Origin of the sequence: Limobrevibacterium gyesilva, from assembly GCF_025989185.1 — a bacterium.
Classification (GTDB): Bacteria; Pseudomonadota; Alphaproteobacteria; order Acetobacterales; family Acetobacteraceae; genus Limobrevibacterium; species Limobrevibacterium gyesilva.
Map to the genome: position 1 here is coordinate 37,641 of NZ_JAPDNT010000016.1, position 12,089 is coordinate 49,729.

Here is a 12,089-nt window from a genome sequence, read left to right on the forward strand (position 1 = left end):
TCGGGGCAACGCTATCCAGCCGCCTCGGGGGCTGTCAAAGCGGGGGGCCGGATCGGGCGGAATGGCCAGCGTCGGGGCCATGTGGCCGGCCGTGAGCCGAAGCGCAATCCGGCCATCTGCACGCCGAGGCGTTGCGAATATGCCTGATATGCCCGCCAGTTTTCGGGCTTGGATCGGTCGCGACGCCTGACCTATGTTCCGGCCGCTTCCTGCCACGGGGCAGGGCTGTGCTGGAGAGGAATACGCCGTGAAGGTTGTCGTGCTCGGAAGCGGTGTCGTTGGCGTCACATCCGCTTATTACCTGGCCCGTGCCGGCCACGAGGTGGTGGTTGTCGACCGCCAGCCGGCGGCGGGGCTGGAGACGAGCTTCGCCAACGCCGGCCAGGTCTCACCGGGCTATTCCGCACCCTGGGCGGCGCCGGGCATTCCCGTGAAGGCGGTCAAGTGGCTGATGATGAAGCACCGGCCGCTGGTGTTGTGGCCGAAGCCGGACGGGCAGCTGTGGAACTGGCTGGTACGGATGCTCGCCAACTGCACCGAGGAGGCCTATCGCCGCAACAAGGGGCGCATGGTGCGGGTGGCTGAATACAGCCGCGACTGCCTGCGCGATCTGCGCCGGGAGACCGGCATCGAATACGAACATCGCGAGCAGGGCACGCTGCAGCTGTTCCGTACCCAGAAGCAGCTCGATCATGTCGGCGACGATACGACCGTGCTGGACGAGTACGGCGTGCCGTACTCGGTGCTGGATGTCGCGGGCTGCATCGCGGCGGAACCGGCACTGGCCGGCGTGCGCGAGCGGATCGTCGGCGGGCTGCGGTTGCCGGGGGACGAGACCGGAGACGCGCATATCTTCACCCAGCGGCTGGCGGCGATCACGGCGGGGTTGGGGGTGACGTTCCGCTACGGCACCACGGTCACCGGGCTGCGCACCGAGGGCGACCGCATCGCCGGCGTGATGATCGGGCAGGAAGTGCTCACGGCCGACCGCTACGTGATGGCGATGGGCAGCTATTCGCCGCTGATGCTGCGCGGGATCGGCATTCATCTGCCGGTCTATCCGGTGAAAGGCTATTCGATCACGTTGCCGATTACCGACCCCGCCATGGCGCCGGTCTCTACCGTGATGGACGAGACCTACAAGGTGGCGATCACCCGCCTGGACGACCGTATCCGCGTGGGCGGCACGGCGGAACTGGCCGGCTACAGCCTGAAGCTGCGCAAGCCCCGGCGGGCGACCCTGGTGCGGTCGGTGAGCGACCTGTTCCCGCGCGGCGGCGATCTCGGGCGCGCCTCGTTCTGGACCGGGCTGCGGCCGATGACGCCGGACGGGACGCCGGTGATCGGCCTGTCGCGCTTCAGCAACCTGTATCTGAACACCGGCCACGGCACGCTGGGCTGGACCATGGCCTGCGGGTCCGGGCAGCTGCTGGCCGATCTGGTCTCGAGCCATGCACCGGCCATCGACCCGTCGGATCTGGGCATCGAGCGCTATCGCGGCGTGCTGGAGGCGCCGGCCTGACCGGCTACGGCTGGAGCGTCTGCAACTCCGCACGCAGCGCGGCGAGGGCGATGGCATAGGGCTGCAGCGGGTTGTTGCGGCAATAGATCGAAAGCCATGCCTGCCGCCCGGCGTGGTCGGATTTCGCGCCGGCGCGCGTGGCGGCTGCGTCCCACTTGTTCGCGCCTGACAGATAACCGTCCGCCCAGGCGACGAATTTGAGGTAGGCGCTGGTGTAGATGAGGTTCGGGTCGGTATCCGCCCCCCGCGCATAGCGCTCGCCGTCCGCGGCCGCCACGTATTCGCCGCAGCTGGACTGGCCGTTGCCGAACAACACGAACTCGGCCCGTAGCTGGCCGGACGGGATTGCCAGAAGCGCCGCAAGCAGAGCGGCCGCAATGCGCCATGTCATGCTTCGTCTCCTTCATGCCGCGATGGGACCGGCCGGCGGGCCCAGCGTTCCAGGCCATCGCGAGTCGCCAGAAGCGGGCCATTGCAGTACATTACGTTACAAATTTCCGAAGGCAACCGGTTCCGGCGACGCCGGTTTCCGCCACCAGGAAGGGGGCTTGGGAGAGCCCGCTCCCACGGCTAGGCTGGCGCACGGCCGCACGATCCGCCGCCGACACCAGCGCACCAACCTGCGCGCATAGCCGGAGCCGCCCGAAATGATCCACGTCCTCGCCGTCATCACCGCCAAGCCCGGCATGCGCGACGCGATCCTCACCGAATTCCGCGCCAACATGCCGGCCGTCCACGCCGAGGAGGGCTGCATCGAATACGGTCCGGCCATCGATGCCGACGGCGCGGGCTCCATCCAGACGAAATACGGCCCCGACAGCTTCGTGGTCATCGAGAAATGGGCCAGCATGGCCGCGTTGAAGGCCCACGGCGCCGCGCCGCACATGGCCGCCTATGCGGCGAAGACCAGGGACATGATTGCGAGCCGCGTCATCCACGTTCTTTCGCCGGCGTAGGCCACCACCTGGACCTATTCGACAGTCGTTGTCGCGTTGCGGTTCTGCGCCCAGTCGAGCTCGGTGGAACCCAGCGCCACCGGCCGTTCCTTGCCGTAGCTGATCGTGCGGATGCGCGCCGGCTCCACGCCGCTGCTGATGAGGTAGTCGCCGGCGGCGTCGGCGCGGCGCTGGCCCATGACGATGTTGTACTCCGTGGTGCCGCGCTCGTCGCAGTTGCCGGCGATCAGCACGTTGTTCCGTGCCCACTTCTTCAGCCACGCCGCCTGGCGGTCCAGCGTGGCCTTTGCCTCGGGCTTCAGGTCGGCGCGATCGAAGTCGAACAGCACGCGGTTGCCCACGTTGGCGACCAGATCGGCCTGGCTGCCGGGAACGATCCGCTCCGCCGCGGCCGCCGCGGGCGAGGCCGGCTGCTGGGCCGCCGAGCAGGCCGCGAGCAGGACCGCGGCAGCAATGCCGGCGCGGATCACGTGTCTCATCGCAACCAACCTTTTCCGATCGCGTCACCATACCGCCGCATCCGGGCGAAGCCGGCGGCAATAATGAAAAATGATAGTCGGGCCGCGGCCCCGCCCATCTTGATACAAGTCAACTCCGGCATCAGACCTTCGTAGGCTGGGTCATCGAGACTTCGTGATCCGCCAATCCGCGTTCATCTACGAGATCGCTACCCTGATCGCCTTGGCTTCTTCGCTTGGCGCGGTCTGGCTGCCGGCGCGCAAGGCCGCCCGCACCGACCCGCTGTCCATCATCCGCAGCGCCACATGAGTCTCGTCCTGCGGGCCGCCACCGCCGATCGCCACATCCGCCTGGTGGGCGGCCGCGTAGTCGGCGACGCCGCACCGGTCCTGTGCAGCCGGGCCGCCGCCAAGTGAGGGCATCGCCGGCCGCCGTCCGGCCTTGGCGCGCCACCCGCGCGGGGCCTCGTCACTGTCCCGCGCGTGCGTTCCTGCGCGCCTTCGCCCGCGCCGCGCGCGCCTGGCGCTCGCCGTATTTCATGCCTTCGAGCTTCAGGCCGTCGGGATCGAGGAAGAACACGGCGTAGTAATCGTCGTAGTACTCTCCCGCCGGATCGACGATGGTGGCGCCAAGCTCCTTGAGGAACGCCTGCAGCGCGTCCACGTCCTTGCGGCTGCGCAGTTCGAACGCATAGTGGTGGAATCCGATATTGCCGATGCGGTGCTTGTGCTTGCGCCCCTCGGCGTCGGCGGGCCCGATCCAGAACCGCGTCCTGCGGTTGGTCCAGCCAATGGCGTCCGGATACTCCTCCAGCACCTCGAAGCCGAGGAACGTGAACAGCCGGCCGTAGAACGCCTTCGATGTCTCATAGTCGCCGACCCTGATCACCAGATGGTCGATCCCGACAACGCGCACCATCCCGCTTTCCCTCCGTACCAGGGAGCCGCATCCTGTCGAAACAACACGCGCCGATCGCTCTTTACGCCGCCCACGCCACGGCGTGCGATCCTGACGCGTTCTTAACCAAACTAATTCTATTCCTGACCGGTTCGCTGCGCCATGAGGCGCCGGCGGGAAGAAACGGGGCAGAATTCGCGCAAGCGGGCGCATGGCATCGAGGAGAGCAGGCGTGGCGCGACTTTGGTGCAGGTTGCTCGGTGTGAAGCAGGAGCACCGCGGTGTCACGGCAATTGAATACGCCCTGATCGCGATGGTGCTCGGTGCTGCCGTGCTCGCCGGCGCGCAGGTGCTCGGCAACGCGCTCGCCGTGTCATTCGCCGGGGTCAGCCGTCTGTTTCCCACCTAGTGTCCTGAATCTGAAGTTCGCATAGGTGGCGAACTTCAGATTCAGGACACTAGCCCTTTGTTTTCAGTGGCCTGCTGACCCCTGCGTCCGCCGCAAGATGCGGCGAACTTCGGGGGCAGGACACTAGAGCATGATCGGTGCAGATAGAAGCACCGATCATGCTCTAGGCCATTGTTTTGACGAGCAATTCTATCGCCCGGTGATTCCACCTCTAGCGATATTGCTCTAGTCCACGGACGGCAGGGCACCCGCCGTCCACCGGCGGCTGTCCCACCTCGTCGCGGCCGACCGCGCCCGCGCCGCAGGGCCTCAGTTCGTGAACGCCAACCCCTGCAGCCGGATCAGCCCGTCCGGCACCTGCTGGAACCCTGTCAGGTTCCGCTTCATCCCCACGATGTTCTTGGGGTTCCACAGATAGACCAGCGGCACGTCCTGGCGCACGATCTCCCACAGCTTCGTATAGACGTCCCGGCGCTTGGCCGGGTCCGTGTACACCCGCGCCTCGTCCAGCAGCGCGTCGACCGTCGGGTTGGCGTAATGCCCATAGTTGAACGTGCCGCCCGTGTGCATCATCGGCCACATGTTGCCGTCGGCGTCGGACCGGCCGGACCAGCCGATCAGGTAGGCCTGGAAGTCGCCGCCATAAGCCGCCTGCAGCGACGAGGCGAACTCCATGGTCTTGATGGTGACGTCGAACCCGGCCTCCTTGGTCATCGCCTGGACGACTTCGGCCGCCTGCTGGATTTCCGGCCCGTTGGTCGCGGTCACCACGACTTTCACCGGCAGGGTCACGCCCGCCTGCTTCAGCAGCGCCTGCGCCCGCGCCACGTCGCGCGCCGGCGACTGCACCTGCGGGATATACATGGGCGAACTTGGCGGATTGGCCTGCGCGGTCGGGTTGAACAAGCCGTTGTAGACCACCTGGATCAGCGCCGGCTTGTCGATCGCCAGCTCGAAGGCCTGGCGTACCAGCGCGTTCTGTCCGATCGCCGTGTTCGCCGCCGGCCCGTTGCCGGTGTTGATGGTGATGCCCGTATAGGCCAGCGAATCCCCGATCGCGAGCTTCAGCTTCGGGTCGCGCTCCACCGCCTGCATGTCGGTCGGCACCACGTATTCCACCAGATCGAGGCTGCCCGCCTGCAGATTCGCCAGCCGCACTGAGGAATTCGGGATCGGCAGATACACCACCTGGTCGAAATGATAGGCGGTGGGGTTCCAGTAGCCGGGATAGCGCTTCAGAACGATACGGTCCTGCGGCACCCGCTGCTCGAAGGCGAACGGCCCGGCACAGACCGGACGCAGCCCGAAATTCGCCCCCGCCGCCTCGGTCGCTTTCGGCGAGATCATGATCCCGGCGCGATCGGTCAGCTGCGCCAGCAACGGCGAGGCCGGCGCCTTCAGCACCAGCCGCACGGTATAGGGATCGACCACCTCGATGCTCTGGATCGCGTTGATCTCGCCCGCGCGCATGCTGCCTTTGGCGGTCAGGTCGCGGGTCAGCTTGTATTTCACCGCCTCGGCGTTGAACGGCTCGCCGTCATGGAAGGTCACGCCCTGGCGCAGCGTGATCAGCAGATGCGTGGGGTCCTCGTAACGATACCCGGTGGCCAGCATCGGCACGATGTTCAGCTTGGTGTCGAGGTCGAACAGCTTGTCGCACATGCCGGCATAGACGATGCGGCCGACATAGGACGAGCCCAGCGTGGGATCGAGCAGGTCCGGATCTTCGCGCAGCCCGATGCGCAGCGTCTGCGCGTCGGCCGCGAAGGGCAGGGCGGCCGCAAGCGACAGTGCCGCGGCGGCCCCCAGCAGAATTCGACGCATCGGAAACTCCCCCCTGTTGGTCGTCAGCGTGCCGCGATGCATTGCCCGAAATCCTGCCGAAAGCAATAACGCCGCCGACATATCCCAAGACAACAAACCCCCTCTCCCCTCGTGGGAGAGGGAGGGGCCCGCGAAGCGGGAGGGTGAGGGGGGCGCACACCCCCATGGACGGATCCCGCCGGGGATGGGATCGTGCCCCCATGCCATTCGCTCCTGTCGTCTCCCCTTTGGTCCGCGCCACCGGCGCCCCGCCCATCCCCGCCGCCCGCGTCTGGGCCGCCCGCTACGACGGCCGCGCCGGCCCGGAGATCGACCTCACCCAGGCCGTCCCCGGCTACCCCCCGCACGCGGACCTGCTGCAGCGTCTCGCGCGGGCCGCCGGGACCACGGACGCCGCCGGCTATGGCCCGATCGACGGCGACGCCGCCTTGCGTGAGGCGCTGGCTGCCGACCTCGCATCGTTCTACGGCGCGCCGTTGCACCCGGACGACGTCGCCATCACCGCCGGCTGCAACCTCGCCTTCGGCATGGCCATGACCGTCGCCGCCGCCCCTGGCGACTCCGTGCTGCTGCCTGCGCCGTGGTATTTCAACCATCACATGGCACTGACCATGCACGGCATCGAAACGGTGCCGCTGCCCTGCCGCCCCGAGGACGGCTTCATCCCCGATCCTGACCGCGCGGCGGCCCTGATCGATGCCCGCACCCGCGCCATCGTCCTGGTCACGCCCAACAACCCCACCGGCGCCATCTACCCGGCGGACACCATCGCTCGCTTCGCTGCCCTGTGCCGCGCCCGCGGCCTGTGGCTGGTGCTGGACGAGACCTATCGCGATTTCCTGCCGGCCGAGGCCACGCCGCCGCACACCGTCTTCGCCGACCCCGCATGGCGCGACAGCGTCGTGCATCTCTATTCGTTCTCGAAATCCTACTGCGTGCCCGGCCATCGCGTCGGCGCCATCGTCGCCGGCGGCGCCTTCCGCGCCGAGATGATGAAGGTGCTGGACACCATGCAGATCTGCCCGCCGCGCGCCGCGCAGTCGGCGCTGGCCTGGGCGATCGAGGCCCTGCGCGATTGGCGCGATGCCAACCGCACGCTCATGGCCGGCCGCGCGGCCGCATTCCGCACGGCGGTCTCGCAGCTGCAAGGCTGGCGGCTGGATGCACTGGGCGCCTATTTCGCCTATCTGCGCCTGCCTGAAGGCGGGCCGGACGCGGCTGCGACGGCGGAGCGCCTGGCGGCGGAGCAGGGGCTCGCCACCTTGCCGGGCCCGTTCTTCGGCCCCGGCCAGCAGCGGCATCTGCGCCTGGCGTTCGCCAACGTCGACCTCCCCGCCATCGCGGCGGTGCCGGCGCGGCTGGTGGGCCTGCATCGCGGATAGGCGAGGGGGCGGCTCCACCGGCGTGCCGGGGAGCCGCGCTCCGTCAGGCGGCGGCGCGCACCTTGCGGGCCTTCGCCGGGCGGGCGGCCGCGGCCTTGCGCTTCGTCGCGTTCGTCTTCGCCCCGTTCGCCTTGCCGGCCTTGCGCTCGGCGGCCTGCGCCGCCTTGGCCTTGTCGCGCGCGACTTTCAGCGCGTCACGGATGGCGGACTGGGCGGCCTTGGCGACCTCGGCCTGCCGCGCCTCGGGGATCTCGTTCAGGGCCGCGAAGAAGGCTTCGGTCACGTTCTTCGTTCCGCGGGGGGCTCGCGCCCGGGCCGTCTCGGAATTCGCCATGCGTTATTCTCGCTTTCATGTACAAAACAGTATCACCGAAGGATGGCTTTCGGGGCCTTCCTGCGGTTCAGGTGAGAGTACCGGCGTCGCGCGCGGGACAGGCCCGCGTATCCCAGCCTTTACAGATATTGACATGAAAGTGAAACCGCGTTCTGGGTCCGGTGTTACGATCCGCCTGCATGATGGCCATACCGTCTGCGCGTGCCCGATATTTGCCGGTCCTTCCATCTGCTCCCCGATTTTCTTGCCATCTGCCCTGTACCCGCCCAATCAGGCTGCCCGCGGCCGGATTGGTCGCTCCTCTGCCACGGCCCCGCCGCCTTACCCGGACCGCGGCCGCAGGCGGTCTGGACAAGCCGCGCTCCCACCCGGCAAGGTCCGCCCGGCGCCCTCCGGCGCAAGGAGCTTCGCGATTTGCTGAGTTGGATTTTCGGCACGGCTGCCGTCCTGATCTGGGCAACCCTCAGCGCCCTCGTGTGGTACTACATCACATCCGCGAACCGCAGGAACGAGCGGATACAGGGCGACCAGCGGGCCCATCTGTTCCTCAATTCCGAGAGCCAGATCGCCGACGTCGTGCGTCAGTTCCCGCGCAGCGGAGTCGCCGCCGTCCGCCACGCCGAGTTCGCCACCGCCGCCTCCAACTGGGACGAGGCGCACCAGCGCTGGTCGGTGGTGCGCCGCCGTTTCCCGAAGGATCCGCGCGGCTACATCGTCGGCGCCCGCGTGCTGCGCGAGCTTGGCCGCCCTGACGAAGCGGAGGCGGTCCTCGCCCGGGCCCGGCGCCACGTGCGCCCCACGGCGGAAATCGACATCGCCTTCGCTGCCGCCGCCCATGGGCGCCAGGCGTGGAAGGAGGCCGCCCGCCGCTGGGCCGTGGTGCGCCGGCGCCATCCCAAACACAAGGCCGGCTATCTCCAGGGCGCCGCCGCTCTGCGCCAGATCGGCAAGGCGGCGGAGGCCGACGCCCTTGTGGAAGCCGCAAAAACGCTGGCCTGAGCGAACCCGGGCCCGGACCGCCGTCAGGCCGCCGCGCTCGGCCGCGCCTTCACCCGCGCGAACCAGGCGCCGATATTCGTCAGCTCCGGATTGAGCGGCTGCCCCACCGTCGCGCCGAAGTCCAGGAATGCGAACAGCAGCACGTCGGCCAGCGTGAACCGCGCGCCGCACACGAACGCCTTCCCCTGCATCTGCTTGTCGAGCCAGGCCAGCTTCTCCTGCGCCACCAGCTTCAGGTCGTCGGCCGCCTGCGGAATCACCCGGATGCGGTCGCGGAACAGCTTCAGCCCCTCGGCGAAGCGGAATCCGTTGCCCAGCGGCTCGACGATGTTGAGGTCGATCCGCCGCGTCCACATCCGCGTCTCCGCCCGCTCCCGCGCCGTCGATCCGAGCAGCGACGCACCCGGCGCGACCTCGTCGAGATATTCGCAGATCGCGGTGATCTCGGTCAGCACGCTGCCGTCGTCCAGTTCCAGCGCCGGCATCTGCCCCATCGGGTTCTTCGCCAGATAGGGCGCGCGCCGGTTCTCGCCGCCGCGCAGGTCGATCTCGGTCTTCGGGACGTCGATCCCGCGCTCGGCCATGAACATGCGCACCACCCGGGGGTTGGGCCCCACGGAATTGTAGAACAGCATCGATTCCTCCTTGTCCGTTGCGAAGAAAGCCAGCCCTTTGTTTTCAGTGGCCTGCTGGCCCCTGCGTCCGCCGCAAGATGCGGCGAACTTCGGGGGCAGGACACTAGCCGGCGCCGAGAACACCCAGCAGCCCGCCGCCGCCCAGCAGCCACAGCGGATGCAGCCGCGTTGCCAGCGACAACCCCGCCACCACGGCGGTCACCGCGGTCAGCGCCAGGTTCACGTCCGCGGCCTTCACGATCACCGCCGCCGTGGCCGCCACGAACCCCACCGTCACCGGCGTGATCCCGGCCTGCACCACGCGGCGCCACGGCTTGTCGCGGAAGCGGTGCCAGACGCTCACCGTCGCCATGGTCAGCACGGAAGACGGCCCGATGATCCCCACGGTCGCCACCAGCGCCCCCGGCAGCCCGGCCACCCGGAAGCCGATCAGGGTCGCCACCATCAGGTTCGGCCCGGGGGCCGCCTGGGCCAGCGCGAACAGCGATGCGAAATCCGTCGCCGTCATCCAGCGATGCACCTCCACCACCTCGCGCTGCATCTCCGGCAGCACCGTGTTGCCGCCGCCGAAGGCCAGCAGCGACAGGCGCAGGAAGATCCCTGCCAGCGACAGCAACGTATCGGTCACGCCCGAAGCTGCCACGCCACCAGCACGCTCAGCGGCGCCATCACCAGCATGGTCGGCAACAGCGGCCAATGCAGCGCCGCGATCGCGACGAAGCACAGGACGGCCACGCCGGCGCCCACCGGCCGGCGCCACAGCGGCGCGGCGATCTTGCACGCCAGCGCCACCAGCAGCCCGGCCGCCCCCGCCGCCAGCCCCGCGAACAGCCGCCGCACCAGCGGCTCGTGCTGGAACCGCGCATAGACCATGCCGAGCAGGATCACGATCACCACCGGCGCCGCCATCAGGCCGGCCAAAGCCGCGCAGGCGCCCAGCGGCCCACGGAAGCGCAGCCCCACGGCCGCCGCCAGGTTGATCGCGTTGCCGCCGGGCAGGAACTGGCACAGCGCCAGCAGGTCGGTGAACTCGCTGCCCGACAGCCAGCGCCGCTGCTCCACCACCATCTGCCGGGCCAGCGGCAGCACGCCGCCGAAGCCGATGATCCCTACGCTCAGGAACCCCATGAACAGCGCGGCGGTGGTCGGCTTGGCATGGGCCACGGGCGGGGTGATCACGGCGTCGGACATGTGGCATGGATAGGACGGTTGCCGCGCATCGGCAATCGGTTCGCAGGGAGATCAGATGAGCGGCTATTGCCTCGTCGCACCAGGCCACCCCGTGCACGAGTCCTATCACGCCACCGAATACGGCTTCCCCCAGCGCGACGAGACTGTGCTGTTCGAGCGCCTGTGCCTGGAGATCATGCAGGCCGGCCTGTCGTGGGAACTGGTGCTGAAGCGCCGCGACGGCATGCGCCGGGCCTTCCTGGGCTGGGACGTCGACCGCGTCGCCGCCATGGGCCCTGCCGATGAGGCGCGCCTGCTCGCCGACCCCGCCATCATCCGCAACCGCCTGAAGGTCGCCGCCATCATCGAGAATGCGCGCCGCATCCAGGCCCTGCGCACCAGCCATGGCGGCTTCGCGAGCTGGCTGGACACCCATCACCCGCGCGAGAAGCCGGCCTGGATCAAGCTGTTCCGCGCCAGCTTCAAGTTCACGGGCGGCGAGATCGTGGGCGAGTTCCTCATGAGCCTCGGCTATTTGCCCGGCGCCCATGCCGAGGATTGCCCCGTTCACGCGCGCATCCTCGCCCTGCGCCCGCCCTGGCTCGCCGCCGCTGGCGGCTGAACCCCCGGCGTCGCCGCGCTTCCAATCGGCCGCGGAAACGCGCATGCCATCCGCATGGGCTCGATTGCGATCAGCCTGACCGTCGCCGCGTGCGTCTTTGCCGGAGGCGCAGGCGCGCTGTTCATGCACCACCTGCTGCCGGATTCGCATCGCACGCGCGAGACGCAGGACGTTGTCAGGCTCGGGACCGGCATGCTGTCGGTGATCGCCTCGCTCGTGCTGGGCCTGCTGATCGCAACCGCCAAGGGCACCTACGATCGCAGCGACCACGACATCCGCAGCTACGCCGCCGAACTCATCCTGCTGAACGAGACGCTGCGCGACTACGGCCGGGATGCGTCCGAGCCGCGCCGCCTGTTGCGCGCCTACACCGGCCGGCTGCTGGAGCACAACTGGCTTGGCGCGGATGGGGAGCGCCAGATGCTGGAAGACCGGCGCTCCGGCGCGATGCTGGAGCATGTGCGCGAGGCGATCCGTGGCCTGAAGCCCGTCGATGCCGGCCAGACCTGGCTGCAGGACCAGGCGTTGCAGATCACCATCTCCCTGATGCGCCAGCGCTGGCTGCTGATCGAGCAGCAGGGGCCGAGCGTGCGACCTGTGATCGTGATCATCCTGGTCGCCTGGATCACCCTGATCTTCGCCAGTTTCGGCCTGAACGCGCCGCGCAACGCCACCGTTGTGACCGCCTTCCTGGTCTGCGCGCTGGCCATCGGCGGCGCGATCTTCCTGATCCTGGAAATGGACAACCCGTTCACCGGCCTGCTGCAGATTTCCAGCCGGCCGGTGGAGAACGCGCTCACGTACATGAGCCCTTGAGCAGGCCGGCCGATAACGCTCCGGTATCCCGGCTTGCGGCAATGCGCCGCGGCTGCGAGAATAG

General features: G+C 68.6%; 16 protein-coding genes. 8 read left to right on the plus strand and 8 right to left on the minus strand.

The window, feature by feature from the left end; all coding sequences use genetic code 11:
* The first annotated feature begins 247 nt into the window (after positions 1–247).
* Positions 248–1,522: a D-amino acid dehydrogenase gene (locus OL599_RS16490; RefSeq protein ID WP_264714932.1), complete on the plus strand. Its 1,275-nt coding sequence runs from the start codon at positions 248–250 to the stop codon at positions 1,520–1,522.
* A 4-nt stretch (positions 1,523–1,526) separates the two neighbouring features.
* Here OL599_RS16490 and OL599_RS16495 read toward each other — a convergent pair whose 3' ends face one another.
* Entirely contained in the window at positions 1,527–1,913 is a 387-nt protein-coding gene (locus OL599_RS16495; protein WP_264714933.1) for a hypothetical protein, read from the minus strand.
* A gap of 256 nt (positions 1,914–2,169) precedes the next feature.
* On the opposite strand from OL599_RS16495, the gene OL599_RS16500 reads away from it, so the two are divergent.
* The gene (locus OL599_RS16500; protein ID WP_264714934.1) at positions 2,170–2,478 is read left to right on the plus strand and encodes a putative quinol monooxygenase; all 309 of its coding nucleotides are present in this window, start codon (positions 2,170–2,172) and stop codon (positions 2,476–2,478) included.
* A gap of 14 nt (positions 2,479–2,492) precedes the next feature.
* Here OL599_RS16500 and pal read toward each other — a convergent pair whose 3' ends face one another.
* Positions 2,493–2,957, minus strand: a complete 465-nt coding sequence (pal, locus tag OL599_RS16505; RefSeq protein WP_264714935.1) for a peptidoglycan-associated lipoprotein Pal — start codon at positions 2,955–2,957, stop codon at positions 2,493–2,495.
* A gap of 154 nt (positions 2,958–3,111) precedes the next feature.
* Here pal and OL599_RS16510 point away from each other — a divergent pair, with 154 nt between their 5' ends.
* On the plus strand, positions 3,112–3,246 hold the full coding sequence (locus OL599_RS16510; RefSeq protein WP_264714937.1) for a hypothetical protein: 135 nt from the start codon (positions 3,112–3,114) through the stop codon (positions 3,244–3,246).
* A 159-nt stretch (positions 3,247–3,405) separates the two neighbouring features.
* On the opposite strand, the gene OL599_RS16515 is transcribed toward OL599_RS16510, so the two are convergent.
* The gene (locus tag OL599_RS16515) at positions 3,406–3,855 is read right to left on the minus strand and encodes a VOC family protein (RefSeq protein ID WP_264714938.1); all 450 of its coding nucleotides are present in this window, start codon (positions 3,853–3,855) and stop codon (positions 3,406–3,408) included.
* Between the two features lie 241 nt (positions 3,856–4,096).
* Here OL599_RS16515 and OL599_RS16520 point away from each other — a divergent pair, with 241 nt between their 5' ends.
* Positions 4,097–4,243 carry a Flp family type IVb pilin gene (locus OL599_RS16520; RefSeq protein WP_408886949.1) on the plus strand — a complete coding sequence of 49 codons (147 nt, stop codon included), beginning with the start codon at positions 4,097–4,099 and terminating at the stop codon, positions 4,241–4,243.
* Positions 4,244–4,552: 309 nt separating this feature from the next.
* Here OL599_RS16520 and OL599_RS16525 read toward each other — a convergent pair whose 3' ends face one another.
* The gene (locus tag OL599_RS16525; protein ID WP_264714940.1) at positions 4,553–6,067 is read right to left on the minus strand and encodes an ABC transporter substrate-binding protein; all 1,515 of its coding nucleotides are present in this window, start codon (positions 6,065–6,067) and stop codon (positions 4,553–4,555) included.
* Positions 6,068–6,267: 200 nt separating this feature from the next.
* On the opposite strand from OL599_RS16525, the gene OL599_RS16530 reads away from it, so the two are divergent.
* Entirely contained in the window at positions 6,268–7,449 is a 1,182-nt protein-coding gene (locus tag OL599_RS16530; protein WP_264714941.1) for an aminotransferase, read from the plus strand.
* A 43-nt stretch (positions 7,450–7,492) separates the two neighbouring features.
* Here OL599_RS16530 and OL599_RS16535 read toward each other — a convergent pair whose 3' ends face one another.
* Complete coding sequence (locus tag OL599_RS16535; RefSeq protein ID WP_264714942.1) at positions 7,493–7,732, minus strand: hypothetical protein; 240 nt, start codon at positions 7,730–7,732, stop codon at positions 7,493–7,495.
* A 465-nt stretch (positions 7,733–8,197) separates the two neighbouring features.
* Here OL599_RS16535 and OL599_RS16540 point away from each other — a divergent pair, with 465 nt between their 5' ends.
* On the plus strand, positions 8,198–8,782 hold the full coding sequence (locus tag OL599_RS16540; protein WP_264714943.1) for a tetratricopeptide repeat protein: 585 nt from the start codon (positions 8,198–8,200) through the stop codon (positions 8,780–8,782).
* A gap of 23 nt (positions 8,783–8,805) precedes the next feature.
* Here the strand turns inward: OL599_RS16540 and OL599_RS16545 are convergent, their stop codons facing one another.
* The 3 genes from OL599_RS16545 to OL599_RS16555 form a co-directional block, all read right to left on the minus strand.
* Positions 8,806–9,417, minus strand: a complete 612-nt coding sequence (locus OL599_RS16545; RefSeq protein WP_264714944.1) for a glutathione S-transferase family protein — start codon at positions 9,415–9,417, stop codon at positions 8,806–8,808.
* A 103-nt stretch (positions 9,418–9,520) separates the two neighbouring features.
* Positions 9,521–10,060 carry a chromate transporter gene (locus OL599_RS16550; protein ID WP_264714945.1) on the minus strand — a complete coding sequence of 180 codons (540 nt, stop codon included), beginning with the start codon at positions 10,058–10,060 and terminating at the stop codon, positions 9,521–9,523.
* Positions 10,042–10,608: a chromate transporter gene (locus OL599_RS16555; protein ID WP_264714946.1), complete on the minus strand. Its 567-nt coding sequence runs from the start codon at positions 10,606–10,608 to the stop codon at positions 10,042–10,044. The genes OL599_RS16550 and OL599_RS16555 overlap by 19 nt, the downstream gene beginning before the upstream one ends.
* Before the next feature lie 55 nt (positions 10,609–10,663).
* On the opposite strand from OL599_RS16555, the gene OL599_RS16560 reads away from it, so the two are divergent.
* Positions 10,664–11,209, plus strand: coding sequence for a DNA-3-methyladenine glycosylase I (locus OL599_RS16560; RefSeq protein ID WP_264714948.1), 546 nt, complete (start codon positions 10,664–10,666; stop codon positions 11,207–11,209).
* 54 nt (positions 11,210–11,263) lie between these two features.
* Positions 11,264–12,025, plus strand: a complete 762-nt coding sequence (locus tag OL599_RS16565; protein WP_264714949.1) for a bestrophin-like domain — start codon at positions 11,264–11,266, stop codon at positions 12,023–12,025.
* Positions 12,026–12,089 lie beyond the last annotated feature (64 nt).

Bases quoted from the DNA above. Each gene is read 5' to 3' on its own strand.
- OL599_RS16495 (WP_264714933.1), bottom strand. From the start codon at position 1,913: ATGACATGGCGCATTGCGGCCGCTCTGCTTGCGGCGCTTCTGGCAATC.
- OL599_RS16500 (WP_264714934.1), top strand. From the start codon at position 2,170: ATGATCCACGTCCTCGCCGTCATCACCGCCAAGCCCGGCATGCGCGAC.
- pal (WP_264714935.1), bottom strand. From the start codon at position 2,957: ATGAGACACGTGATCCGCGCCGGCATTGCTGCCGCGGTCCTGCTCGCG.
- OL599_RS16515 (WP_264714938.1), bottom strand. From the start codon at position 3,855: ATGGTGCGCGTTGTCGGGATCGACCATCTGGTGATCAGGGTCGGCGAC.
- OL599_RS16525 (WP_264714940.1), bottom strand. From the start codon at position 6,067: ATGCGTCGAATTCTGCTGGGGGCCGCCGCGGCACTGTCGCTTGCGGCC.
- OL599_RS16530 (WP_264714941.1), top strand. From the start codon at position 6,268: ATGCCATTCGCTCCTGTCGTCTCCCCTTTGGTCCGCGCCACCGGCGCC.
- OL599_RS16545 (WP_264714944.1), bottom strand. From the start codon at position 9,417: ATGCTGTTCTACAATTCCGTGGGGCCCAACCCCCGGGTGGTGCGCATG.
- OL599_RS16555 (WP_264714946.1), bottom strand. From the start codon at position 10,608: ATGTCCGACGCCGTGATCACCCCGCCCGTGGCCCATGCCAAGCCGACC.
- OL599_RS16560 (WP_264714948.1), top strand. From the start codon at position 10,664: ATGAGCGGCTATTGCCTCGTCGCACCAGGCCACCCCGTGCACGAGTCC.
- OL599_RS16565 (WP_264714949.1), top strand. From the start codon at position 11,264: ATGGGCTCGATTGCGATCAGCCTGACCGTCGCCGCGTGCGTCTTTGCC.